The following is a 25771-nucleotide window of genomic DNA, read 5'->3' on the forward strand; positions in this document are numbered from 1 at the left end:
ATTCCTAGCTGCGTAAAGCCTCTCGGTTTTAATGACTTTGCGTAGCATGTGTATACAACAAAAAGCCGATTTTCAATTGAAAATCGGCTTTTTTATTTCTCTTTTGTCAATCTGAACTCGTTTCAGATTCTGAAATAAATTCAGAATGACAATACGTTTAATCTTCTTCTTTTTGTCCCATCATCATCAGATAAGCTTTTAAAAAACCGTCAATTTCTCCGTTTAAAACGGCTTCAGAATCGGAAGTTTCAAATCCGGAACGCACATCTTTAATTAATTTATAAGGATGTAACACGTAATTTCTAATTTGCGAACCCCATTCAATTTTCATTTTCCCAGCTTCAATATCTTCACGTTGTGCCAATTGTTTTTTTAGTTCAATTTCGTACAATTGTGACTTTAACATTTGTAAAGCACGACTTCTATTATCATGCTGAGAACGCGTTTCTGAACATTGAATTTGAATTCCTGAAGGTTTGTGAAATAACTGAACTTTAGTTTCCACTTTGTTGACATTCTGTCCACCAGCACCGCTTGAACGAGCCGTTGTGATTTCAATATCAGCAGGATTAATTTCAATTTCAATTGTATCATCCACCAACGGATACACATAAACGGAAGCAAATGAAGTATGACGTTTGGCATTACTATCAAAAGGGGAAATTCGTACCAAACGATGTACACCATTTTCTCCTTTTAAATAGCCAAAAGCAAAATCACCTTCAATTTCTAGCGTTACGGTTTTAATTCCAGCTGCATCACCTTCCTGATAATTCAATTCTTTAACTTTATAACCTTGCTTTTCGGCCCACATCAAATACATTCGCATCATCATGCTCGCCCAATCACAACTTTCTGTTCCACCAGCACCAGCCGTAATTTGAAGTACAGCACTTAGGTTATCACCTTCTTCCGAAAGCATATTTCTAAATTCTAAATCTTCAATATTGGTAATGGTTTTATCAAAAATGGCATCTAATTCTTCTTCAGAAACCGCATCTTCTTTATAAAATTCATAAGTGAGTTGCAATTCTTCAGCTAAATCTTCACAACGGGTATAATCATCCACCCATTTTTTTATCGAACGTAAATTACGTACAATAATTTCTGCTTGCTTTGCGTTATTCCAAAAGTCTGGTGCAAAGGTCTTTTCTTCTTGATTGGTTATTTCGACAAGCTTGGCATCAACGTCAAAGATACCTCCTTAACGCACCAAGGCGATTAATAATGTCTTTAATTTGTTCGGTATTTACCATTTTATTTGTAGTTTTACACAACAAAAATAGACTATTAAAACGATTTATGGAAATTAATTTATTCAGCGATACGGTTACCAAACCTACTCAAGAAATGTTGCAATTTATGTTTAATGCCAAGGTGGGCGATGATGTATTTAAACAAGATCCAACAGTTAATGAATTAGAAGAAACGCTTGCCGATTTATTTGGTAAAGAGGCGGCTTTGTTTTTTCCATCTGGGACTATGGCCAATCAAACGGCTATAAAACTACATACCAATCCTGGTGATGAATTAATTTGCGATAAATGGGGACACGTTTTTTTATATGAAGCGGGTGGAGTAGCCTTTAATAGTGGTGTTTCATGTAATTTAATTGACGGAAATCGCGGAATGATTACTGCTGAACAAGTCGAAAAAGCTATAAACGATCCAGAGTTTTATCATGCGCCAATGACCAAGTTAGTTTGTGTAGAAAATACAACAAACAAAGGTGGTGGCGCTTGTTATGACATGGAAGAATTAAAAAAAATTGCAGCCGTTTGTACCAAGCACAATTTAAAATACCATTTAGATGGCGCCCGACTATGGAATGCTTTAGTAGCTAAAAAACAACATCCAAAAGTTTACGGAGAATTGTTTGATACGATTTCAGTTTGTTTGTCAAAAGGTTTAGGTGCACCAGTTGGTTCCGTTTTGTTAGGTACGAAAGAAGATATGAAACGTGCTTTACGAATCCGAAAAATATTTGGTGGTGGAATGCGTCAAGCTGGTTATTTAGCGGCTGCAGGAATGTATGCGTTGCAAAATAATATTTCTCGTTTAGAAGAAGACCATAAAAAAGCAAAAGAATTAGGAGAAGTTTTAGCGACTTTACCTTTCATCTATAAAGTAGAACCAATTGAAACAAATATTGTCATTTTTACCTTAAAGTCTGATTTGAATGAAACTGTATTCATTGATAAATTGAAAGAGAAAAACATCAACATTAGCAATATGGGTCAAGGTAAATTAAGAATGGTTACTCACTTGGATTACAAGCAAGTAATGCACGATTATGTAATGGAAACTTTAAGTAAAATAAGTTTTAATTAATCAGTATTTTTTAATTTAATGGAGAATAAAATAATTGCTAAATCAATAAGAAGTAAATCAAATTTCATTACAGTTTTATTTGGTGTAGGTTTTTTTATTTTCTTGATACTTTTATTAGAAAATAATAGTGTTTTAAAAAATGATTACGAGAAAAATATCAGAACAATAGGATTAATAATTATTGTTTTAATAATTTTATATTGTATTTATTATTTACTAAATCATAAAAGAATTTACGTTTATAAAAACTATTTTGAAATAAAAGAATTACTTCGAAAAAGAAAAATTTATTTTTCAAAAATTAAAAAATATTCTTCTGAATATATTGAAGGAGAAGACTTTACTTGGACAGAGCATTATATAATTTTAGATACAGAAGAAAAAATAACTTTAAAAGATTTTGATTATTCTAATTTTGATTATTTTTTCTCTTTTATTGAAAAGAGATTTAAGAAATATATTAAAACAAATTAATCTGAATAAATCTGTTGAATCTGTGTTGCCATCATTTTACATCTCAACTTCCAAAGCAAAACAACTTTTTCCTTCTTTAGTAATTAAAAATGAAGTTGTAGTATGATGAATTTCAATGGTATCATTATAATTCAGCTCTTGTAAGTAATTTAAGTTTAGTGCTTTAATTTTATTACTTAAAACGTTTTCTACATTTGTAACATCCAAACACCATTCTAAATATTTGACATTATTGGCGTGATTTACGATATCAATATCAGATAATTGGATATTTCTTTCGCTTTTAAATGTAAATGCTTCCGGAATATTTATTTTCTGAATCGATTTTGAAATACTATCAGTATCAAACTTTTCAAAGTGAGCATGTGGTAAAGCCAAATTATCAGGTCTTCTGGTTTTTGTATTAATTACGACCCAAAAAGTTTCGCAACCTACAATTTTCTCCTCATTCAAATACATTTCTAAACATCGAACAGACCGAGAGTTTTCTAAGGTTTTAATCCAGGTTTTAATTGTAATGACGTCTTTCCATTTTGGCAATTTAGTAATTTCAATTCGCATTCTACTCAACACCCAAGCTTGGTGATGTTGTTGCATATCTAAATAACTAATGCCACCTAAATCCGCGTGAATTCCAGCTACAATCTGAAATAAATTACAAATTTCGGTGTGTTTCAAAAAGCCATTTGGATAGCAATGTTGAAACCCAATTTCAAAATTTTGTTGGTAAATAGATGTGAAGTCTGGAGAAACGGGCATAATTAATTTGCGATTTGAGATTTACGATTGACGATTTACGATTTACGAATTGGGATTTACGAATTTTGGGTTTTTGAATTGATATTTCGAATAATTTCATTTCTATCTGTTTCAAAATCAAACCAAGTGGCATTTTCAGTACGTTTGAACCAAGTCATTTGACGTTTGGCAAATCGGCGTGTGTTTTGTTTGATTTGTTCTATGGCAAATTCGAAAGTAGTTTTATCTTCAAAAAAATCAAATAATTCTCGGTAACCTACAGTTTGCAAAGCATTTAGTTCTTTATGTGGAAATAAATTTTCAACTTCATGAAGTAAACCTTGTTCCAACATAATATCCACACGTTGATTAATTCGGTTGTACATAATTTCTCTATCGGCTTCTAAACCAATTACAATTTGAGTAAAATTACGTTCGTTTTTACGTTTGCCAATAAAGCTAGAATAGGGAAGACCAGAACCGATACAAACTTCTACAAAGCGTTTCATACGTTGCGGATTTTGTAAGGTTTGTGGGTTTTCAGTTTCTAGTTTTTTAAAATATTCTATATCTAATTCTTGTAATTTTTCTTGAAGGAATTCGATACCTAATTCTTCAAATTTAGTGTTAATTTCTGTTCGAACACTTTCATCAATATCTGGAAATTCGTCGAAACCTTTTAAAACGGCATCCACATATAAACCAGAACCACCAACCATAATTTGGATGTTGTTTTTTTGAAATAATTCATCCAACTTAACTAAAGCCTCTTGCTCAAAATCTCCCACAGAATACTTCTCAAAAATCGATTTATTTTGAATAAAATGATGTGGAGCAGCAGCCAATTCTTCTTCAGACGGAACCGCAGTTCCAATAGCCATTTCCTTAAAAAACTGCCGACTATCGCATGAAATAATATCACAACCAAAATGTTGTGCCAAAGCAATACTTAAGGAAGTTTTTCCTATGGCTGTTGGTCCGATAATGGTGATTAAAAAATTTGGTTTCAAGTTTAAGGTTTCAAGTTTTAAAAATTCGTAATTCAACATTCAATCTTCATTTTCCAGCTTCCAACTTCCAGCTTCCAGCTTCTGTCTTCCAGCTCAAATTAAAACTTCATAATTCGCATCACTCTATATTTTCGGATATAACTTTTAATAATATTGGTGGTATCGCGGTTATTTTGCATCGGAATTAGAATATTTTTCAGAATTTCGATATTTGTAATTTGATAATTCAAATCGAAAAAACAATAACCTTTATATACGCCATTTTCAATAACAACAGCGCAGCGTTCTTCAATAGTTCTACCTTTGTCGACCACAATCATATTGTCGTTTTCAAAACGAGCATCTTTGATGAAGTTTAGTACGCGAGCATTATATATTTCTGGACTTTCAGCCTGAATACAAGCGCCATTACATTCTTTAATCTTATGTTGAAAACAAGCTGTTTTCGTATCGTATAATCCGTTTATTTTCTGACATAAAGAATGCTCAGAAGTAATTTTGAAAAGCAAATTTTTCCCTTCTTGCAAGCTTACAAATGAAGTAATTTCTTTCTTTCTACCATCTGCTTTTTCAATGGATAAAGCTAAATAGCCATTTTCATCCAAATGAGAATACATCGCAAAATTGAAAATACTTTTGCGTTGCGCTCGGTTATAAATCGGTTTGTTGATTTTAATTTCTTCAGATTCTTTCAATAAAGCAATTAATTCGGAACCTGTTTCTTCAAAAGTTACAGCATATACATCACGTTGAATTTTTTTACTTTTCGAATTGACACCCGTAAAATGTTGGTTCACACGTTTTTTAATGTTTTTACTTTTTCCAATATATATAATATCTCCTTTTTCATTATGAATGTAGTAAATTCCTGTTTTTGAAGGTGTCATTTCTACAATATCCATCAACTTTGGAGATAATCCTGCTTTGATTTCTGTTTTTATGAAGCTTTTTACGATTTCTTTAGTCAAATCTTTCGCCATTAACATTTTGAACAACTTCACTGTTGCTAATGCATCACCACTTGCTCGATGTCTGTCGGCCATAGGAATTCCTAATGAACGTACTAATTTCCCTAAACTATATGATGGTAAATCTGGAATAATTTTTTTAGCTAATTCGACAGTACAAAGTGTGGGTTTTTTGAAATCGAAACCTAATCTTCTGAATTCTGTTTGTAAAATTCTATAATCGAAACTTGCGTTATGTGCTACTAAAATGGTGCCTTCGGTAATTTCAATAATGCGTTTGGCCACTTCATAAAACTTTGGTGCGCTACGAAGCATGGCACTATTAATACCAGTTAATTTTACCACAAAAGGTTGAATGGGTTTTTCCGGATTCACCAAACTAATGAATTGGTCAACTACTTCATGACCATCAAATTTATAAATGGCAATTTCGGTAATACCTTCTTCGTTGTATTGTCCGCCCGTGGTTTCTATGTCGATTATTGTGTACATATTCAATGTCAATGTCAATTTCAAAAATCAATGTCAATTTCAAAAATCAATGTCAATAAAAAGAATATTAAAAATTGAAATCTGCCATTGTAATTGATATTGCTATTGAATTATTTTTTATTTATTATCATTTTTGATGAAATTGCAATTAGCTCTTCTACTTCAGTTAAAAGTAAATTTCTTTTTCCTTCATCACCTTCTTTTATATAATCTAAAATTTTCAATGAGTTTCTAGATTCTTTTAACTCTTTAACTACTAATGAAACTTTAAAAACAAAATCTTTATCAGTAATTGTTCCTTGTGCTTCTCCAAAATTTAAGGAAGAACTTCCAGATGAACGAATTAACTGATTTTTATAATATTCATTTTCAAATAATTTATCTAATTGTCTTGTAAAGAAAATGCATTCTCCAGCAAATCGAACTAATCTATCTTCAAAATTGAATATTTTTTCCATTTATAATTTAATTGTTTTTTTTGAAATTGTTATTGATTTTTGAAATTGTTATTGATAATTTCTGTTACCAAAGATACTACTTCCAATTCGAACCATTGTACTTCCGCATGAAATTGCGAGTTGATAATCGCCAGACATTCCCATTGACAAAGTTTGAAGCTGGGAGTTGGAAGTTTGAAGTTTATCAAAAATGGCTTTCAAATGTTTAAATTCTTTTTCAATTTGTGCTGTGTTTTCTGTAAATGTTGCCATTCCCATTAAACCTATAATTCTGATATTTTCTAATTTACTGTTGTCATTCTGAACTTGTTTCAGAATCTCATTTAATTCCTCTTCATTTAATCCGAATTTCGTTTCTTCTTCAGCGATATGAATTTGTAGTAAACAATCAATAATTCTATTGTGTTTTTTGGCTTGTTTGTTGATTTCTTCTAACAATTTAAAACTATCTACACCATGAACTAAACTCACGTATTCCGCCATAAATTTCACTTTATTCGTTTGTACGTGACCAATCATATGCCATTCGATATCTTTTGGCATTTGTTCCCATTTTTCAGTCATTTCTTGGATTTTGTTTTCTCCAAAAATACGCTGACCAGCATTATACGCTTCCATCAAATCTGAAACGGGTTTGGTTTTAGAAACCGCTACCAAAGTCACATGAGCTGGAAGTTGGGATTTTATTTCGGTAAGGTTTTTTGCTATTGACATTGGTTTTTAATTTTCGATAAAATAATTAAACTCATAATTTTTAGACTTTAAAAAAACAATAATTTCATCTAAAAATAATTTTCCTTCTTTGTTTGGTTGATATTTTAAATATGCTTGAATTACAAATTCTTTATCATTTGCATCAGGATAGATTTCAAATATTTGTTTACTTTCAATAACTTCTAAATAAGAATTTATTTTATTTTGAAGTAGTAATAAGTGTTCATCATCTTCATTCCATTCAAAATGATCAGAAATTGTTAACACAACTTTATTTTCTGGTGAAATACTTATAAAATCAATTACGTTAGGATTATCTATTGCCATTTTAATAATTTTTTTAAACATTCTTTCTGCCTCAGAATGACAAGATTATGGTTAAACTTTGTCAGCAAAACTCCCAACTTCCATCTTCAAACTCCCAACTAAAGTTCATACACCACCAAACCACTTCTGAACTTAGGTTCAATATAAGTCGATTTAGGAGGCATTATTAAATTATTGTCAGCGATGGTTTTAATTTCTGAAATGTTGGTAGGGTAGAGCATGAAACCAACTTCATATTCACCTTCGTCAATTAAATCTTTAATTACCGAAACACTTTGTTTTCCAGGAATATAATCGATGCGTTCATCGTTACGTAAATCTTCAATGCCTAATAGTGGATTTAAAACCGTATCGTATAAAATTTGTGCATCTAAATTTTCTAATACAGACGTTTCTTTTTGATTTTGTTTATAGAATAACGCATAAAAACTACCATCTAAATACATTCCAAATTCGAATTTATTTTGAGGTTTCCACAATTCTTGATCTTTGGTTTTAATGATGAAATTATCTGATAATTTTTTAATGAAATCATCTTTGGTTAAACCGTTTAAATCTCGAATAATTCTATTGAATTCATAAATTTTCACATTGCTTTCGGCAATTAAAAAACTCATAAAATAATTTAGGTTTTTGTTTCCTAAATGTTTGTCTTGTTCGAATAATAATTCCGCTGAAGCGGAACGGTGATGTCCATCTGCGATATATAAATTCGGAATATTTTCAAAATGTTCTTGCAACCAATCAATTTCCGATTGTGTATCGATTTTCCAAAGTGTATGTTTTTCTTTATTTGGAGTAGAGAAAGCGTAAATAGGTTCGCTCATTTTTCGTAAAGAAATAAACGTGTTAATTTCTACAGAATCTGGATACGTAATCAAAACAGGTTCGGTATTAAAACCCGTTTGATGTAAGTAATCTTTAAATAACTCGACACGATATTGTAATGTGTCTTCGTGTTTTTTAATGATATTTTGCTGATAATCTTCTACTGAAGTTCCAGCGATAATTCCAGTAAATGTCTGTTTTCTGGTCTGAATTTCGTATAAATAAAACACAGGATGTTCTTCGGAAATTAAAATATTTTCGTTTTTAAAATCCTGATATTTATGTAAAACCCCTTTAAAACGCTTGTCGATTGTAATTTTTTGAGCATTCGCATACGCTGGATGAATCACGTGTAAAAACGAATACGGATTAAAGTTTAACCAAGCTGCAAGCTCCGCCGAACTATAATCATCATATGTTCTACAAGTCACCAACGCCACTTTATCTGCTGTGGGACGAACCGCTTTAAAAGGGATTATTTTTGACATATTTTGAGTTGAAAAGGGATAAGTTGAAAGGCAGAAGTCAATAAAACTTATGCCTTTTCTCTTATGCCTTATTACTATTTACTAAATTGAGAAGAAACTTTCTCTGCTTTTTTGCTTTCTGCATAGTCGTAGAAACCTTCACCAGATTTTACTCCTAATTTTCCAGCCATCACCATGTTCACTAATAACGGACAAGGTGCATATTTTGGATTTTTGAACCCATCGTACATTACGTTTAAGATAGATAAACAAACGTCAAGTCCAATAAAATCTGCTAATTGTAATGGTCCCATTGGATGTGCCATTCCTAATTTCATAACCGTATCAATTTCTGCAACTCCAGCTACACCATTGTATAATGTTTCGATCGATTCGTTAATCATTGGCATTAAAATTCTGTTCGCTACGAAACCTGGATAATCGTTTACTTCTGTTGGTGTTTTTCCTAATTTCACAGATAAATCCATGATAATTTTTGTCACTTCATCAGACGTAGAATAACCACGAATAATTTCAACCAATTTCATAATTGGCACTGGATTCATAAAGTGCATTCCAATAACTCTTTCTGGATGCACAACTTGAGCACCAATTTGAGTAATAGAAATAGAAGAAGTATTACTTGCTAAAATTACGTTATGATCACAAATATCACTTAATTGCTTGAAGATATTCATTTTTAAAGCTACGTTTTCTGTTGCCGCTTCCACGACTAAATCACAACCCACAACACCATCTTTCACATCTGTGTAAGTAATGATATTTGAAATGGTTTTGTGTTTGTCATCTTCCGTGATGCTTCCTTTAGTCACCATTCTGTCTAAGTTAGCGGCAATTGTTGCCATTCCTTTTTCTAATGATTTTTCAGAAATATCAATTAATTTTACTGTGAATCCTGCTTGTGCAAATGTATGAGCAATTCCATTACCCATTGTTCCTGATCCTATTACGGCTATTTGTTTCATTTTGTGTTTATATGTTTGTTGTTATTTTGTCTAATTTTTTAATTACTAATTTATAAGTTTCTATTAAAATGGAGAAAGCTATAATAAATATATCTTTTTTAAAATCAAAGCTGTGATTTACTATTAAATAAACCAAATATGAAATTATAATTCCATAGAAAACATAATTCAAAATTTTATATTTATCGAATAATAATCTAATACTTCCAATAATTAGTATTGCAGCGATAATGAAACCACTATACTTTAAAATTCCTTGAATTACTTCTAATTTATTACTTTCATAATAAAATGATTTACCAATATAAATTAAAATTGTAATTAATAGTATTGGAATAATATATCTTTTTGAAAGTGTTAATATGAATTCTTTTCTAGTCATGCTTATTTTCCAATACAATCAATAATTTGATAAGCTACTCGTAACGCTTCAGTTCCATCTTCTAAACTTACAATTGGAGTAGTGTTGTTATTTATCGCATCTGCAAACGCTTCTAATTCATCTAAAATAGCGTTGTTTGGATTTACGTTTGGATTATCGAAATAAATTTGTTTTTTTACACCTTCTGCATTTTGTAAAATCATATCAAAATCGCCCGGAATTTCTGGAGCATCTTGCATACGAACTACTTCGCAAATTTTATCTAAATAATCTACAGAAATGTAAGCGTCTTTTTGGAAAAAACGTGATTTACGCATGTTTTTCATAGAAATTCTACTCGCAGTAATATTAGCAACACAACCGTTTTCAAATTCTAAACGGGCATTCGTAATATCTGGAGAATCTGAAATAACAGCAACACTACTTGCGTTAACTGTTTTTACTTTCGATTTCACCACGCTTAAAATCGCATCAATATCGTGAATCATTAAATCTAAAACCACAGGAACATCTGTACCACGCGGATTAAATTCTGCTAAACGATGTGTTTCAATAAACATAGGTTTGTTGATTTTGTCTTTCACAGCTGTAAAAGCTGGATTGAAACGTTCTACGTGTCCAACTTGACCTTTAACATTATATTTATTTGCCAAAGCCACAATTTCTTCAGCTTCTTCAACTGTTGTAGCGATTGGTTTTTCAATGAAAATATGTTTTCCAGCTTCGATTACCATTTTGGCACATTCGAAATGTTGAATCGTTGGTGTTACAATATCTACAACATCAACTTCAGCAATTAAACTTTCTATAGAATCGAATTTTTTATAACTGAATTCAGCTGCGACCTTAGTAGCATTTTCTTCAAAAGGATCAAAAAAACCAACTAATTCGTATTTTTCTGACTGATTTAATAAGCGTAAATGTATTTTTCCTAAGTGACCCGCACCTAAAACTCCGACTTTTAACATAAAAAAAAATTTCATCAAAAATAGTAATTAAATAATAAAAATTTCGATTTGCTTTTTGAAATTTTAAATCTAATTTTACATCAATAATTTACTACTACAATTGAAAGATACTAACAAACATCAAGGGCTTAGAAATCAGCTTGCAAAGCAATTACAAGAAAAAGGAATTACGGATAAAAACGTGTTAGATGCTATTAAAAAAATACCTCGACATTTGTTTTTGAATTCTAGTTTTGAGGATTTTGCTTATCAAGATAAAGCGTTTCCAATTGGAGCTGGTCAGACGATTTCTCAACCTTATACGGTAGCTTTTCAGAGTGAATTATTGCAAATTGAAAAAGATTATAAAGTTTTAGAAATTGGTACAGGTAGTGGCTATCAAACAGCAGTTTTAGTGACTTTAGGTGCGAAAGTGTTTACTATCGAAAGACAAAACGAATTGTTTAAAAAAACATCACGATTGTTACCAACTTTAGGTTTCAGACCGAAATTATTTGTTTTTGGCGATGGTTATATTGGTTTAGAAAAAGAAGCACCTTTTGATAGTATCATCGTAACGGCTGGCGCACCAATTATTCCGCAAGCTTTGTTATCTCAGTTGAAAATAGGAGGAAGATTAGTGATTCCTGTTGGTGAAGATGTTCAAATTATGACTTTATTAATCAGAAAAAATGAAACACAATTTGAAAAAACCGAATTTGGTGATTTCAGATTCGTACCACTTTTAGAAAATAAAAATTAACCAAAGAAATTTAATATATGAAAAAACTGATTGTAGGATTTTTGATTTTTAGTTCGTTTTTAAACGCGCAAGAAAAACCAAAATTAGTGGTGGGAATTGTGGTAGATCAAATGAAAATGGAATATTTGTATCGTTTTGCCAATGATTTTTCAGACAATGGTTTTAAGAAATTAATGAACAAAGGCTTTACGTTTCATAACATGCATTATAATTATATGCCAACGTATACAGCTCCTGGTCATGCCGCAATTTTTACAGGTGCATTACCAAATGTAAATGGAATTGTGGGTAACGATTGGTTTAATAAAGCAATTGGAAAAGAAATGTATTGCACCGATGATGAGTCAGTTACAACTTTGGTTGTAGGTACAGAATCTGAAGGGAAAATGTCTCCGAAAAACCTTTTTAGTACCACAATTACAGACGAATTGAAATTGTCAACCAACTTTAAAAGCAAAGTAATTGGAATTAGTATAAAAGATAGAGGTGCGATTTTACCCGCAGGACATTTTGCAGATTGGGCATTTTGGTATACGAATACTGGAAATTTTATTTCAAGTTCTTTTTACGGTCAGAAATTACCAGATTGGGCAACACAGTTTAATGGAGAAAAAAACTATTTAAAATATGTTGAAAAAGGTTGGGATTTATTTAAATCGAAAGAATCATATAACGAAAGTTTAAACGATAATAATCCATACGAAGGAAAGTTATTTAAGAAAACGCCATTCTTTCCATATGATATGAAGGAAATGTTTAATAATAATGATGCAGAAGTTTTAAGAACAACACCTTACGGAAATAATTTAGTGGCTGATTTCGCTAAAAAAGCCATCGAAAATGAGAAAATGGGCGCAGATGAAATTACCGATTTTCTTACAATGAGTTTTTCTTCTACAGATTATGTAGGACACGTTTTAGGTCCGCGTTCTATAGAATTACAAGATACTTATTTACGTTTAGATGAAACAATTGCTGATTTCTTAACGTATTTAGATAATAAAGTTGGTAAAGGTCAATATTTAGTATTCTTAACGGCTGATCACGCTGGTGCTGAAAATGCGACATATTTAAAGGATAATAAATATGCGGTTGAAAGTTTGAATTCTAAAAATTTGCAACAAAGTATTATAGAGTTTTCTCAAAAGACTTTCGGAGAAAATGTATTGTTAGATTATTCAAATTTTAATGTTTTTATCAACAAAGAAAAAGTAAAACAAAAAGGATTAGAATTAAATAAAGTGAAACAGCAATTAAAAGAGTTTTTAATGACGCAACACTTTATAAGTAATGCGTTTACAGAAGATGAAATTCAAAATTCTGGTACAAATAATTCGATGCTACAATTTGTGGCAAACGGTTACGATCCAAAACAAAACGGAGAATTAGTCTTATTATTCAAACCTGGATTTAATGAATATTCTTCAACAGGAACTACACATGGTTCGCCATATTCTTATGATACGCATGTTCCTTGTTTGTTTTATGGTTGGAAAATTAAAAAAGGGGAATCGTACCATAAGAAAACCATCACACAAATTGCTCCAACTTTGGCACAGAAACTTAAAATTACGATGCCAAACGGCACACAATCAGAAGTTTTAGAAGAAGTTTTAATTAAATAATAAAGCAAAAAGCTCATCACATCGATGAGCTTTTCTTTTGCTACTAAATAAAAAATATTTAATGAATATATTAAATATCAATCTCTACTTGATTTCTCAAGATATCTTCAAAAGTTTCCCTTTCTCGTATTAATATTGCAGCGCCGTTTCTCCATAAAACTTCTGCAGGTTTTGTTCTCGAATTATAGTTCGAAGCCATTGAAAAACAATAAGCACCAGCATTTTTAAAACTCAAAATATCACCTTCATGAATTTCAGAAATTCTTCTGTTTGTAGCAAAAGTATCGGTTTCGCAAATGTATCCTACAACAGAATAATAGCGTTCTTTTCCTTTACTATTTGAAATGTTTTCTATGTGATGTTCAGCTCCGTAAAGCATTGGTCTAATCAAATGATTAAAACCTGTGTCAACTCCTGCAAAAACAGTTGAAGTTGTTTGTTTTACCACATTTACTTTTGCTAAAAACTGACCTGCCTCGCTCACTAAGAATTTTCCAGGTTCAAATACTAAAGTTAGCGTTCTACCATATTCTTTTTCGAAAGCTAAAAATCTTTTACTTAATTTTCTTCCAAATTCTTCAATTTCCGTTTCAATATCACCTTTTTTGTAAGGCACTTTGAAACCACTTCCGAAATCAATAAAATCTAGTGTTTTAAATTGTTTTGCCGATTCAAATAAGATTTCTGCAGCATATAAAAATACTTCTACATCTAAAATATCAGAACCTGTATGCATGTGGATTCCGTTAATATTCATTTTAGTATTTTCTACAATTCTCAAAATATGAGGCAATTGATGAATGGAAATACCGAATTTACTATCAATATGTCCAACTGAAATATTAGCATTTCCTCCAGCCATTACATGCGGATTGACTCTAATACAAACTGGAATAGTTGGATATTTCGTACCAAAATGTTCTAAAATTGAAAGATTATCAATATTTATTTGCACACCCATTTGAGCTACTTTTTCAATTTCTTCAAAAGAAACTCCGTTTGGTGTGTACATAATTTCATTTGGATCAAATCCAGCATGTAATCCCAGTAAAACTTCTTCAATTGAAACTGTATCTAAACCGCAACCTTCATTCTTTAAAAGTTTTAAAATATTTACATTAGAAAGGGCTTTAACAGCATAATGAATCTTAAAATTTTCAATTTTGTTAAACGCTTTTACTAATCGATTGTATTGTGATACAATTTTGTCAGCGTCATAAACATATAACGGACAACCATAATTTTGTGCTACTTCTAATAAATCTGAATTTTGCATTTTAAAAATTTTTTTGCAAATATATTTTAGAAGAAACAATTTACCTAATAATTACACAAATATTTAATAAAAATAACAATATGTTGTTTTTATAACAAATAGTGAATTGATATTTTAATTTTAAAACTAAAAAGAAGTGTAAAAATTAGTCATTTAAGAATTACTTTATTATTTTTGTGCCACTTTTAAACAAGATTAACTCATACTTAATTATGAACGTACACGAATATCAAGGTAAAGAAATATTAGCAAGCTATGGCGTGCGCATTCAACGTGGTCATGTTGCAAACAATGCTGATGAAGCTGTTGAAAAAGCAAAACAATTAACTGCTGAAACTGGTACAGGTTGGCATGTTATTAAAGCTCAAATTCACGCTGGTGGTCGTGGAAAAGGTGGTGGAGTTAAATTAGCTAAAAATTTAGATCAAGTTAAAGAAATTGCTGGTCAAATTATTGGTATGGATTTAATCACGCCTCAAACACCTCCAGCAGGTAAAAGAGTTCATAAAGTTTTAATTGCTGAAGATGTATATTATCCAGGTGAAACTGAAACTAAAGAATTTTATGTTTCTGTATTATTAAACAGAGGTAAAGGTCGTAATATGATTATGTATTCTACTGAAGGTGGAATGGATATTGAAGAAGTTGCGGAACACACACCACATTTAATTTTCACTGAAGAAATTGATCCTTCTGTTGGATTACAAGGATTTCAAGCAAGACAAATTGCTTTTAATTTAGGTTTATCAGGTGAAGCGTTTAAAGAAATGGTGAAATTTATCGATTCTTTATATAAAGCATATATTGGTTCAGACGCTACAATGTTTGAAATTAATCCAGTATTAAAAACTTCAGATAACAAAATTATTGCAGTTGATGCTAAAGTTGATTTAGATGATAATGCTTTATTCCGTCATAAAGAATTAGCTGAAATGCGTGATGTTCGTGAAGAAAATCCTATTGAAGTTGAAGCGAAAGAAGTTGGTTTAAATTATGTTGATTTAGATGGAACTGTTGGATGTATGGTAAACGGTGCTGGATTAGCAATGGCTACTATGGATTTAATTAAATATGCTGGTTTTGAACCTGCTAACTTCTTAGACGTTGGTGGAACTGCAGATGCTAAACGTGTTGAAACAGCTTTCCGTATTATCTTAAAAGATCCTAACGTAAAAGCTATTTTAATTAACATTTTTGGTGGAATTGTACGTTGCGATAGAGTAGCACAAGGAGTTGTAGACGCTTATAAAAATATGGGTGATGCAATTAAAGTGCCTATTATTGTTCGTTTACAAGGTACAAATGCAGAAATTGCTAAAGAATTAATTGACAATTCTGGAATGCCAATTTTATCAGCTGTTCAGTTTCAAGAAGCTGCAGACCAAGTTAAAGCTGCATTATCAAAATAAGAAAATAAAATATTTATATATTTGAATCCCGGCTTTGGTCGGGATTTTTTTTTGCTTTTATATAGTAATTTTCTATTAACAACACTAACTGAAACAATTTAAGCGTTTTATATCATTTTATTTCTATTGTAAGGATTGATAAAATGTTAATTGAAAGTGTTTTCTTCATCCAATGTAAATTTAGCAAATAGTGCTATTTTTCAATTTTGCAGATTTTTTTCTCAATATTTTAATTAAATGCAATTTTATACATCATTTAATTGGAATTTAGTAATTCCATCAATTGCCAATTTTAAATGATAGTTAAGGTTATTTATTTGCTTTATTTTAAATGAATTCCGACATAGATTTGTCATGTAAAATTTAAAAATCAAAAAATGAAAAAAATCATCAACTTAGTTTTAGTTGTTTTGTTATTAACAACTTTTAATGTGTCTGCAAACAATGTTATTTCTTTCGAGGAAGATTTACCAAAAGCAGTGAAGGTCATGTCAGAAATGATAAAAAAGAATTTGGAAAATTTCGAATTTGAAAATGAAGCTTTGGTTGATGTTGTTTTTACTGTAAATTCAGATAATGAATTGGTAATATTAAATGTAAAAACAAATGATTCGGAGATTAAAGAATATATAAAATCAACTTTAAATTCACTAAAAATTGAAGACGCAAATTTAAACGTTGGGAAAAATTATTCCATTAAAATAAATTTCACAAAAAGTAATTAATACAATTTTATTATAAATTAAGAAAGAGCTCTAATCAAGCTCTTTTTTTTATTTAAAAACCTTCAAATACACCAAGTCCGAAAAGTGCAAAATCATATTTAACTGGATCATTTGCATCTAGAAGTCGTAAGTTAGAATCTAATTCGAATAAAGCTTTGGCATCGTTTTGCTTTCTGGTTAACAATACTAATTTACGAGCTACATTTCCAGAATGCACATCTAATGGACAAGATAGAGCAGAAGTAGGGATGGATTTCCAAATTCCTAAATCGACACCATTATTGTCATTTCTAACCATCCAACGCAAATACATATTGATTCTTTTTGCTGCTGAACCATTTAAAGGATCGGAAATGTGTTTTTGAGTTCTTTGTAAATGTGGAATTTCAAAAAAAGTTTTCTTAAATTCTGAAATACTTTTTTGAGTTGAGTTATTTTCAATATGTTTAGAAAATACACTTTCTAAATCGGGATAGGTTTTATAAATATGTTGCAATGCTTTTATAAATGTGACAGCATCAGTCGAATTAAATGTGCGATGTACGAAATTGGATAGTTTTTCTAAATGAATTTCTTTATGATTCATCACAAAATCATAAGGAGAATTTCCCATAATTTGCATCAATTTATGCGAATTATTGATAATCATTTTCCTGTTTCCCCATGCGATTGTAGCCGCTAAAAATCCAGCAATTTCAATATCTACTTTTTGAGAATATAAATGTGGAATTTGAACAGGATCGGAATCAATAAAATTTTTATTGTTATATAAAACGACTTTCTCGTCTAAAAATTCTTTTAATTCGGTAAAGTTCATCTGAAATAAGATTTGTGTGTATTAGCCCCGATTACCTCACGTAATAACAATTTATATTGGTGTTCGGTGAACACTTCGTGTTTGTAGTGGTATCCTTTTATTTTGTTCCTTGAGGCTCTCGAAAGGAACAAAACAAAAGATATAACGGAAAGTGGGACGATAAGTGTACTGAAAAACGATTCGTGTGCTTCTAATTTTGCAAAACGCCATCAATCATGACTAATTTTCTATCGGCCATATTTGCCAATTCTTCGTTATGTGTCACAATTACAAAAGTTTGTCCGAATTCGTCACGTAATTTAAAAAACAATTGGTGTAAATTTTCAGCAGTTGTATGATCTAAATTCCCTGAAGGTTCATCTGCGAAAATTACGGCAGGCTTATTAATTAAAGCTCTTGCCACGGCAACACGTTGTTGTTCACCACCAGAAAGTTCATTCGGTTTATGATTGATTCTGTGCGACAATCCTAAATAATCCAATAATCTTTTAGCTTCAATTTCGACTTCTTTTTTAGGTTTGTTTGCAATAAATGCTGGAATACAAACATTTTCTAAAGCAGTAAATTCAGGTAATAATTGATGAAACTGAAAGATGAAACCTAAATTTAAATTTCTAAATTTTGAAAGTTCCTTGTCTTTTAAATCAATTATCGAAGTATTGTTGATTGTTAAAGTACTTAATAAATTATCTTTTTTATCCAATAAATCTAAGGTTCCTAAAATTTGCAAAAGTGTAGTTTTTCCAGCACCAGAAGCACCAACTATAGAAACAATTTCACCTTTATTTATTTGCAGACTTACGTTTTTTAAAACCTGTAAATCGCCATAATGTTTATTTATATTGGTTGCTCTAATCATCTGTAAATTTTTATTGATTTCTAAAGGTCGTATGGTATCGCATTATTTTAAAGGAGTTTGTTTACACAAACAAAAGTATGCTGCGATTTCATAACATCAATTTGTACAAAGAAACAAAGAAATAGTGAATATTAAAACGTTTGAAACACAAATGAAAGTTAAATAAAATATTTTTTTGCCACGAATTAACGAATTAAAAATTGTTCTGTATTTTACTCTAATTTATCCGCCTAAAGCGGAATCGAATTCGTATAATTTAATAAAGAAAATAAAATAAATGAGAATTCGTGAATTCGTGGCAAACTTAACGTGAATACACAAATCTAAAAGTAAAGTTAAAACGTATATGAATGAAATAATATTAACTAAATTTGATAAAAAAAGATGAACTACATTGTATTATTAAGCTCGTTTTTAAGTTTGTTTTCTTGTGGAAATAAAGCGCAAACTGTTGAAAAAAAATCAGAAAATAAAATAGAAAATAAAAAGGAAATTATGAATGATAGCGTACAATTGGCAACGTTTGCCGGAGGTTGTTTTTGGTGTACAGAAGCGGTTTTTTTAGAAGTAAAAGGAGTAGAGAAAGTAGTTTCTGGTTTCACGGGTGGATTCATTAAAAATCCAGCTTATCGCGAAGTTTGTAATGGAACGACTGGTCATGCTGAAGGAATTCAAATTACTTTTAATCCGAAAGAAGTGGCTTATGAAGATTTATTAGAAATATTTTTCGCCACACACGATCCAACAACTTTAAACAAACAAGGCGCCGATGTGGGAACACAATATAGAAGTGCGATTTATTATCATTCAGAAGAACAAAAGACAAAAGCTGAAAACTATATTCAATTAATTGAGAAAGAAAAATTATATGCTAATCCAGTTGTGACACAAATTGAAGAAGCAGGTGTTTTTTATTTAGCGGAAGACTATCATCAAAATTATTATAATCAGAACAAAGAACAAGGCTATTGCGAATATGTAATTGCTCCGAAATTGGATAAATTGAGAAAGTATTATAAGAGTAAGTTGAAATAGATTTTAGAAAGTATGAAATATAAATCACTGATATTAATTGTTGCCATAATATTTTGTTTCTCTTGTGAGAAGAAAGAATATTTAGATACAATTTTTAAAAATGAAATTTTAAAATATCAAGAGAAATTTCCTTTGCCAAAAAAAACTGATACTATATTTCCTTTTTATGCTTTAAGTTTCAGAAAAATTAAAACTGATACAATTTTTTATATTTCAAGATATTATGTGCGTTCAAAGGTTCATTTTGAATCTAATCCAATTTTTGAAGACGAAAAATTAAAACCTACTCAAATTTTCGATTTTGATAACCTTGCAAAAAAAATAATTAAAGAATACCCAGAAAGTAAAAAACATAATATATTGAAGTTTCCTCGGTCTGAACATTTAAACCCGACTCATCTATATAAAATGAATGGATCAAAAACTATTTTTTTAAAAGAAGAAAATTATTAGTTTTCGTAAATAAAATTAATCAAATTTTAAATTCTGTGAAATCTGTTAAATCTGTGTTCCTATAAAACATAAAACTTGGCATTTAATTTGTATATTAGTATTCCAAATAATTTAAATTACAAGTAAATGAATCAAGAACCACAACCAGTTGTTGTAAAGAAAAGTGATAAAAAGACAAAACTTTTATTGAGTCTTATATTTGATGGTATTGGAATGTTGTCTTATGTTGCACCAATTTTTGGAGAATTTACCGATACATTTTGGGCGCCAATTTCTGGTTTGCTTTTAGTACTAATGTACAAAGGAACGGTTGGTAAAATTGCAGGTTTGTTTGGAACTATTGAAGAGTTAATTCCATTTACAGATGTAATTCCGACTTTTACAATTACATGGTTTTATACCTATGTTATTAGAAGAGAAGAATAAATAAAAAATCCCGTTCCGATTATTCGGAACGGGATTTTAGTTTGATATAAAAGCATTAATTTACTTTCTTGATTTTACAATCTATAACTAATTCATCTATGTTTGAACTTACTCTAAGGAAAAACACATTTTCTTCAATTTTATAAATTTTAGATTTTACTTTTATAGAATTGTTCGTATCAATCTTATCTCCAATTTGAATTTTTTCATTGCTTAATTCATAAGTACAATCATCTTTCCAAACCAAATCAAAAGAGGCTTTGTAATTCATTTCTTTACAATATTCAACTTGAGAAGTTTCAGTTCTGGTAATTATTATTTTTCCAAATTCAGAATCCATTTCAAATTTTCCAATATGAAAATCTTTACAGTTCAAATCCTGAGAAGAAACAAAACTTGAAGTTAAGCAAACAAAAAGTATTAAAATAAACTTTTTCATTTTTTAGTTCTTATAAACTTTTAAAGCTTCTTTTAATATTTGTACAGATTTAATTAAATCTTCTTTTTTCAATACATAAGCAATACGAATTTCGTCTAAACCAACACCTGGAGTAGAGTAGAAGCCTGCTGCTGGAGCAACCATAACCGTTTCACCATTGAAGCTGTATTCCTCTAAAAGCCATTGTGCAAAATCATCAGCATTTTTAACTGGTAATTTAGCAATACAATAAAAGGCACCTTTTGGATTAGCAATTGTAACACCTTCAATTTTTTGCATTTCAGAAACTAAAGTATTTCTTCTGTCTACGTATTCTGTAATTACTTCATCAAAATAACTTTGTGGCGTATCTAAAGCCGCTTCACTGGCTACTTGCGCATAAGTTGGTGGACTCAAACGGGCTTGTGCGAATTTCATAGCTGTTGCCATAAATTCTTCGTTTTTAGAAACTACACAACCAATTCTTGCACCACACATACTAAATCTTTTCGAAACCGAATCAATCATAATAGCATGTTGCTCTAAACCTGGTACGTTTAATACCGAATAATGTTTTAAACCATCGTAAGCGAATTCTCTATAAACTTCATCAGCAATTAAAAACAAATCGTGTTTTTTTACAATTTCAGCTAATTTGTTAATCTCCGCTTCAGAGTATAAATATCCAGTTGGATTACCTGGATTACAAATCATAATTGCTTTAGTTTTTGGTGTAATTAGTTTTTCAAAAGCTTCCATTGGAGGCAATGCAAAACCGGTTTCAATTCCTGAAATAACAGGAACAACTTTTACACCACTTGCCGTAGCAAATCCATTATAATTTGCATAAAATGGCTCAGGTATAATTACTTCGTCACCGTTATCTAAAGTAGAACCTAAAGCAAACATAAGCGCTTCAGAACCACCTGTTGTAATGATAATATCTTTTGTGTCAACTGGTAAACCTTGATTTTTGTAGTAAGCTGAAAGTTTATTTCTGTAGCTTTCGAAACCAGCACTATGACTGTATTCTAAAACTTTAATATCGAAATCTTTTACAGCTTGTAAAGCCACTTCTGGCGTTTTAATATCTGGTTGACCAATATTTAAATGATACACTTTTGTACCACGTTTTTTGGCTCCTTCCGCGTAAGGAACTAATTTTCTAATTGGCGACTCGGGCATTTGAATCCCTTTGTTTGAAATTTTTGGCATAACTTAAATTTTTGCTTTGCAAAAGTGCAAAAAAATAAGGATTTAGTAATAATAATTCAGTAAAAAAATACATCTAAATAATAAAATTCGTACATTTATGTAAACCTTTGTAAATTATGAAACTATTTTTTAGATATTTTCTTCTTTTGTTTCTGAGTTTAAATGCATTTTCTCAGAATATTTGGGATTTTTCACGAAATAAAAATAAAGTTGTTATTCCTTTTCGACTAATTAATAATAGTATTATTGTTCAGCCAAAAATTAATAATTTTCAATTAAATCTTATTTTAGATACAGGTTCAGGATTTAATATTCTTTTTGCTTTTCCAGAAAAAGACAGTATTACATTTTATAACACTTCTAAAATTAAAATTTCTGGTCCTGGAATGAAAGAACCAATTGATTCCTACATTTCAAAAAATAATACGATTAAATTTAATGGATTATCTTCAAAAAAGTTAGATGTTATTCTAATGTTAGAGGATAAATATAGTTTCACAACTTCAATAGGAATACCAATTCATGGAATTTTGGGTGCCGATTTTTTCACAGATAACATAGTAGAAATTCAGTATGATACCAAGCGAATTATAGTCTATAGAAAAGAAATTAAAAGGTTTACAGATAAAATCACGAATTACACGCAATTGCCCTTTATTCTTAAAGATAAAAAACCATATATTCCTGTGAATATAACTATTGAAGACGCAAAACAACAAAATCTAGAACTCTTAGTAGATACGGGTTTGTCTGATGGATTATGGATTTTCGAGAAAGAACTAAATATAAAAAATAAAAAGCAAATTGATGATTATTTAGGTGCCGGAATTGGAGGTGATGTTTTTGGAAAAAGAGTGCGATTTAAAAGTGTGAATTTTTCTGATTTTGAGTTTAAAGATCCAATAATTTCAATGCCTGATACTATTTCATTTCTTAAGAAAAGTATATTAGGTACTCGCGATGGTTCTGTTGGTGGAGAAATTTTAAAGCGATTTAATGTTGTTTTTAACTATAATAAACAGATTATGTATTTAGATAAAAACAGTAATTATAATGATAAATTCTACTATAATATGGCAGGATGTAACATTAATCATAGTGGAGTAGATGCAGTTGAAAAAAGAATTCAGTCTGATTCAAATTTTGGTGGTACAAATGTAACAGATCTAATTTATGATAATCCTAAAATTAATTTTCAATTTGTATTTAAACCTGGAATAGAAATTTCCTTTATAAGGAAAAATTCTGTAGCTGATAAAGCAGGATTAAAAGTTGAGGATAAAATTATTTCGATAAATAAAAAAAGTGCTGTTAATTATAAATTGACAGATATTATAGATATTTTTCAAAAAAACGTCAACGAAGCTGTTACAGTTGAAATAGAACGAAAAGGGAAAATAATAGTAGTCGAATTACTTTTAAAAGAAGAAATTTAAAAGCGCAATACAAATAAAAAACCCTAACATCTTGAATATAAGAAGTTAGGGTGTTTTTTTGTAGCGAAAACGGGAGTTGAACCCGTGACCTCAGGGTTATGAATCCTGCGCTCTAACCAACTGAGCTATCTCGCCATTAATTAGTTTTGCATCTCTCAATGCGGGTGCAAATATATAAATAAAAACTTTCTTTCCAAAAAATAATTGCAAATTTTATTATTAAAATTTCAGTTCAAAAAAATACAGTAAAATATAGTTGTGGTATCATTATTTTTTATATTTTGCTGAAAATTTATAAAAACAACTATGAAGCCAAAAGTTAAGTATGAACTAGAGTTTCCCATTCACTCTTCGCCACAATTATTGTATCAATATATAATTACTCCATCTGGTTTATCAGAATGGTTTGCAGATAACGTAAATTCTCGTGGAGAGTTTTATACGTTCATTTGGGACGATTCTGAGGAAAATGCCAAACTGGCTTCCAAAAAGTCTGGAGAAAAAGTAAAATTTAAATGGTTAGATGAAAACAATAAGGAAACAGAATATTTCTTTGAACTAAAAATTCAAGTCGATGAAATTACAAATGATGTTTCTTTAATTGTAACCGATTTTTCTGAAGAAGATGAATTACCTGAAAATAAATTATTGTGGGAAAGTTTAGTTTCCGATTTAAAACACGTAATTGGTTCGGTTTAATTTTAATAAATAAGTATATTTGCCCTGAATAAATTTCAGGGCATTTTTTTATGATTAATTTTAACGGAAACATACAAGACACTAGCAATATTGCTATCGAAAATAATAGAGGATTTCTTTATGGTGATGCCATTTTTGAAACCATTAAAGTAAATGGAACTAAAATTTTATTTTTAGAAGAACACTATTTGCGATTAATGGCTTCGATGAGAATTTGTAGAATGGAAATTCCTATGAATTTTACGATGGAATTTATGGAAGAAGAAATTCTAAAACTAATTGAATTACAAACTAATAAAATAAGTAATAGAATTCGTTTCGCAGTTTATAGAAATGCGGAAGGATTTTACAATCCAACATCAAATGATGTCCAGTTTGTTGTTACTTGTTCAAATTTAACTTCAGAAAAATACGTGTTTTTACCTTTAAACTATGAAGTAGAATTATTTAAAGATTTTCACGTTTCGAAACATTTATTATCTACATTAAAAACGAATAATAAGATGATTAATGTGGTTGCCAGTGTTTTTGCAAAGGAAAACGGATTTGATAACTGCCTTTTAATTAATGACGATAAAAATGTAGTAGAAGCTATAAATGGCAATATTTTTATGAAAATGGGTAATCAATTGATTACACCACCAACTTCAGATGGTTGTTTAAATGGAATTATGCGTAAACAAATTATTGCTTTGGTAAGTAAAATGGAAAACATTGAAATAATTGAAAAAAGCATTTCTCCTTTCGATTTACAAAAAGCAGATGAGTTGTTTCTTTCAAATGTAATTTCTGGAATTCAACCTATAACAAAATATAGAAAAAAGGAATTTACTTCAGAATTAGCTAAAGAAATTACAGAATTACTGAATAACTCAATTAATTAAGCGTAGGATTTTCTGGCGAATTGGAAAAGTAAATGTATTCGCCACCAATTTCGTTAAGTTTCTCTTTCCAAAAGTTCTGGCTGTTTTTGCCAATGATTTTGTTTTGTAGTTCGTTTTCCACAATTATCCAAGAATTTTCTTCTAATTCTTCTTCTAATTGATTGGTGTCCCAACCGCTATATCCAAGAAAAAAACGAATATTTTCTTTAGAAATCTTACCTTCATTGATTAAATTTTTAGTGGTTTCAAAATCGCCACCCCAATATAAACCATAAGATATTTCCACACTTTCCGGAATTAATTCTGGTACATTGTGTAAAAAATATAAATTATCTTGTTCAACTGGACCGCCATTGTATACCATAAAATTAGCATCAATTTCAGGAATTAAGTCATTGATAGAATAGGATAGAGGTTTGTTTAAAATAAACCCTACACTTCCTTCTTTAGTATATTCAGTTAATAAGATCACAGATCTATTAAAAGACATGTCGTTTGTGATTGTTGGTTCAGCTACGAGTAAACAACCTTTTTTGGGTAACATTGATATCATAAGCTAAATATTTTAATTGAATTTAAAAAAAATAAATTTACTGAACAAATAAAATC

Annotated in this window: 29 protein-coding genes and 1 tRNA gene; 12 read left to right on the forward strand and 18 right to left on the reverse strand. The window is 30.0% G+C overall.

What is annotated here, in order from left to right; all coding sequences use genetic code 11:
* Nucleotides 1–157: 157 nt before the first annotated feature.
* Nucleotides 158–1256 (reverse strand): peptide chain release factor 2 gene (prfB, locus tag G6N05_RS03270; RefSeq protein ID WP_166125120.1). Its coding sequence is split into 2 segments (ribosomal slippage): nt 158–1192 and nt 1194–1256, totalling 1098 coding nucleotides; the frame shifts between segments, so codons are not numbered across the junction.
* A 46-nt stretch (nt 1257–1302) separates the two neighbouring features.
* Between prfB and G6N05_RS03275 the strand changes: the two genes are divergently transcribed.
* Entirely contained in the window at nt 1303–2331 is a 1029-nt protein-coding gene (locus G6N05_RS03275; RefSeq protein ID WP_166125121.1) for a threonine aldolase family protein, read from the forward strand.
* A gap of 18 nt (nt 2332–2349) precedes the next feature.
* Entirely contained in the window at nt 2350–2805 is a 456-nt protein-coding gene (locus tag G6N05_RS03280; RefSeq protein ID WP_166125122.1) for a hypothetical protein, read from the forward strand.
* A 36-nt stretch (nt 2806–2841) separates the two neighbouring features.
* Here G6N05_RS03280 and G6N05_RS03285 read toward each other — a convergent pair whose 3' ends face one another.
* The 10 genes from G6N05_RS03285 to G6N05_RS03330 form a co-directional block, all read right to left on the reverse strand.
* Nucleotides 2842–3564, reverse strand: coding sequence for an acyl-[acyl-carrier-protein] thioesterase (locus G6N05_RS03285; protein WP_166125123.1), 723 nt, complete (start codon nt 3562–3564; stop codon nt 2842–2844).
* 56 nt (nt 3565–3620) lie between these two features.
* Nucleotides 3621–4592: a tRNA (adenosine(37)-N6)-dimethylallyltransferase MiaA gene (gene miaA, locus G6N05_RS03290; RefSeq protein WP_166125124.1), complete on the reverse strand. Its 972-nt coding sequence runs from the start codon at nt 4590–4592 to the stop codon at nt 3621–3623.
* Nucleotides 4593–4651: 59 nt separating this feature from the next.
* A complete protein-coding gene (locus G6N05_RS03295) occupies nt 4652–6013 on the reverse strand; it encodes an exonuclease domain-containing protein (protein ID WP_166125125.1) in 1362 nt (453 codons plus the stop codon).
* Nucleotides 6014–6123: 110 nt separating this feature from the next.
* Nucleotides 6124–6471: a four helix bundle protein gene (locus tag G6N05_RS03300; RefSeq protein ID WP_166125126.1), complete on the reverse strand. Its 348-nt coding sequence runs from the start codon at nt 6469–6471 to the stop codon at nt 6124–6126.
* Nucleotides 6472–6519: 48 nt separating this feature from the next.
* On the reverse strand, nt 6520–7185 hold the full coding sequence (locus G6N05_RS03305; protein ID WP_166125127.1) for a YggS family pyridoxal phosphate-dependent enzyme: 666 nt from the start codon (nt 7183–7185) through the stop codon (nt 6520–6522).
* A gap of 6 nt (nt 7186–7191) precedes the next feature.
* Nucleotides 7192–7512, reverse strand: coding sequence for a DUF6572 domain-containing protein (locus tag G6N05_RS03310; protein WP_166125128.1), 321 nt, complete (start codon nt 7510–7512; stop codon nt 7192–7194).
* Nucleotides 7513–7610: 98 nt separating this feature from the next.
* Nucleotides 7611–8828, reverse strand: a complete 1218-nt coding sequence (locus G6N05_RS03315; RefSeq protein ID WP_166125129.1) for a DUF1015 domain-containing protein — start codon at nt 8826–8828, stop codon at nt 7611–7613.
* A 74-nt stretch (nt 8829–8902) separates the two neighbouring features.
* On the reverse strand, nt 8903–9793 hold the full coding sequence (locus G6N05_RS03320) for a 3-hydroxyacyl-CoA dehydrogenase family protein (protein WP_166125130.1): 891 nt from the start codon (nt 9791–9793) through the stop codon (nt 8903–8905).
* A 7-nt stretch (nt 9794–9800) separates the two neighbouring features.
* Complete coding sequence (locus G6N05_RS03325; RefSeq protein ID WP_166125131.1) at nt 9801–10175, reverse strand: hypothetical protein; 375 nt, start codon at nt 10173–10175, stop codon at nt 9801–9803.
* Between the two features lie 2 nt (nt 10176–10177).
* Entirely contained in the window at nt 10178–11143 is a 966-nt protein-coding gene (locus G6N05_RS03330; protein ID WP_166125132.1) for a Gfo/Idh/MocA family protein, read from the reverse strand.
* A gap of 100 nt (nt 11144–11243) precedes the next feature.
* Between G6N05_RS03330 and G6N05_RS03335 the strand changes: the two genes are divergently transcribed.
* Both G6N05_RS03335 and pafA read left to right on the forward strand, forming a co-directional pair.
* Nucleotides 11244–11885 carry a protein-L-isoaspartate(D-aspartate) O-methyltransferase gene (locus G6N05_RS03335; RefSeq protein WP_166125133.1) on the forward strand — a complete coding sequence of 214 codons (642 nt, stop codon included), beginning with the start codon at nt 11244–11246 and terminating at the stop codon, nt 11883–11885.
* 17 nt (nt 11886–11902) lie between these two features.
* On the forward strand, nt 11903–13510 hold the full coding sequence (gene pafA, locus G6N05_RS03340; RefSeq protein ID WP_166125134.1) for an alkaline phosphatase PafA: 1608 nt from the start codon (nt 11903–11905) through the stop codon (nt 13508–13510).
* A 70-nt stretch (nt 13511–13580) separates the two neighbouring features.
* Here pafA and lysA read toward each other — a convergent pair whose 3' ends face one another.
* Entirely contained in the window at nt 13581–14786 is a 1206-nt protein-coding gene (gene lysA / locus G6N05_RS03345) for a diaminopimelate decarboxylase (RefSeq protein WP_166125135.1), read from the reverse strand.
* Nucleotides 14787–14998: 212 nt separating this feature from the next.
* Here lysA and sucC point away from each other — a divergent pair, with 212 nt between their 5' ends.
* Both sucC and G6N05_RS03355 read left to right on the forward strand, forming a co-directional pair.
* Nucleotides 14999–16195: an ADP-forming succinate--CoA ligase subunit beta gene (gene sucC, locus G6N05_RS03350; protein ID WP_166125136.1), complete on the forward strand. Its 1197-nt coding sequence runs from the start codon at nt 14999–15001 to the stop codon at nt 16193–16195.
* Nucleotides 16196–16572: 377 nt separating this feature from the next.
* Nucleotides 16573–16920: a hypothetical protein gene (locus G6N05_RS03355; RefSeq protein ID WP_166125137.1), complete on the forward strand. Its 348-nt coding sequence runs from the start codon at nt 16573–16575 to the stop codon at nt 16918–16920.
* A gap of 52 nt (nt 16921–16972) precedes the next feature.
* On the opposite strand, the gene G6N05_RS03360 is transcribed toward G6N05_RS03355, so the two are convergent.
* Entirely contained in the window at nt 16973–17737 is a 765-nt protein-coding gene (locus G6N05_RS03360; protein ID WP_166125138.1) for a TIGR02757 family protein, read from the reverse strand.
* Nucleotides 17738–17927: 190 nt separating this feature from the next.
* Nucleotides 17928–18596, reverse strand: coding sequence for an ABC transporter ATP-binding protein (locus tag G6N05_RS03365; protein ID WP_166125139.1), 669 nt, complete (start codon nt 18594–18596; stop codon nt 17928–17930).
* A 384-nt stretch (nt 18597–18980) separates the two neighbouring features.
* Between G6N05_RS03365 and msrA the strand changes: the two genes are divergently transcribed.
* The 3 genes from msrA (at nt 18981) to G6N05_RS03380 (ending at nt 20510) form a co-directional block, all read left to right on the forward strand.
* Nucleotides 18981–19631, forward strand: a complete 651-nt coding sequence (gene msrA, locus G6N05_RS03370; RefSeq protein WP_166125140.1) for a peptide-methionine (S)-S-oxide reductase MsrA — start codon at nt 18981–18983, stop codon at nt 19629–19631.
* Nucleotides 19632–19643: 12 nt separating this feature from the next.
* Nucleotides 19644–20084 carry a hypothetical protein gene (locus G6N05_RS03375; protein ID WP_166125141.1) on the forward strand — a complete coding sequence of 147 codons (441 nt, stop codon included), beginning with the start codon at nt 19644–19646 and terminating at the stop codon, nt 20082–20084.
* A gap of 126 nt (nt 20085–20210) precedes the next feature.
* Nucleotides 20211–20510, forward strand: a complete 300-nt coding sequence (locus G6N05_RS03380) for a hypothetical protein (protein WP_166125142.1) — start codon at nt 20211–20213, stop codon at nt 20508–20510.
* 55 nt (nt 20511–20565) lie between these two features.
* Here G6N05_RS03380 and G6N05_RS03385 read toward each other — a convergent pair whose 3' ends face one another.
* Both G6N05_RS03385 and G6N05_RS03390 read right to left on the reverse strand, forming a co-directional pair.
* On the reverse strand, nt 20566–20949 hold the full coding sequence (locus G6N05_RS03385) for a hypothetical protein (RefSeq protein ID WP_166125143.1): 384 nt from the start codon (nt 20947–20949) through the stop codon (nt 20566–20568).
* 3 nt (nt 20950–20952) lie between these two features.
* Entirely contained in the window at nt 20953–22143 is a 1191-nt protein-coding gene (locus G6N05_RS03390) for a pyridoxal phosphate-dependent aminotransferase (RefSeq protein WP_166125144.1), read from the reverse strand.
* A gap of 116 nt (nt 22144–22259) precedes the next feature.
* Here G6N05_RS03390 and G6N05_RS03395 point away from each other — a divergent pair, with 116 nt between their 5' ends.
* On the forward strand, nt 22260–23579 hold the full coding sequence (locus G6N05_RS03395) for a PDZ domain-containing protein (protein ID WP_166125145.1): 1320 nt from the start codon (nt 22260–22262) through the stop codon (nt 23577–23579).
* A 61-nt stretch (nt 23580–23640) separates the two neighbouring features.
* On the opposite strand, the gene G6N05_RS03400 is transcribed toward G6N05_RS03395, so the two are convergent.
* A tRNA-Met gene (locus tag G6N05_RS03400) sits at nt 23641–23714 on the reverse strand.
* Between the two features lie 171 nt (nt 23715–23885).
* Here G6N05_RS03400 and G6N05_RS03405 point away from each other — a divergent pair.
* Entirely contained in the window at nt 23886–24278 is a 393-nt protein-coding gene (locus G6N05_RS03405) for an START-like domain-containing protein (protein ID WP_166125146.1), read from the forward strand.
* A gap of 50 nt (nt 24279–24328) precedes the next feature.
* Entirely contained in the window at nt 24329–25162 is an 834-nt protein-coding gene (locus G6N05_RS03410) for an aminotransferase class IV (RefSeq protein ID WP_166125147.1), read from the forward strand.
* On the opposite strand, the gene G6N05_RS03415 is transcribed toward G6N05_RS03410, so the two are convergent.
* Complete coding sequence (locus G6N05_RS03415; RefSeq protein WP_166125148.1) at nt 25155–25715, reverse strand: YqgE/AlgH family protein; 561 nt, start codon at nt 25713–25715, stop codon at nt 25155–25157. The two genes, G6N05_RS03410 and G6N05_RS03415, sit on opposite strands and share 8 nt — an antisense overlap.
* Between the last annotated feature and the right edge of the window lie 56 nt (nt 25716–25771).

The sequence above is a fragment of the Flavobacterium bernardetii genome (assembly GCF_011305415.1).
GTDB classification, from domain to species: Bacteria; Bacteroidota; Bacteroidia; order Flavobacteriales; family Flavobacteriaceae; genus Flavobacterium; species Flavobacterium bernardetii.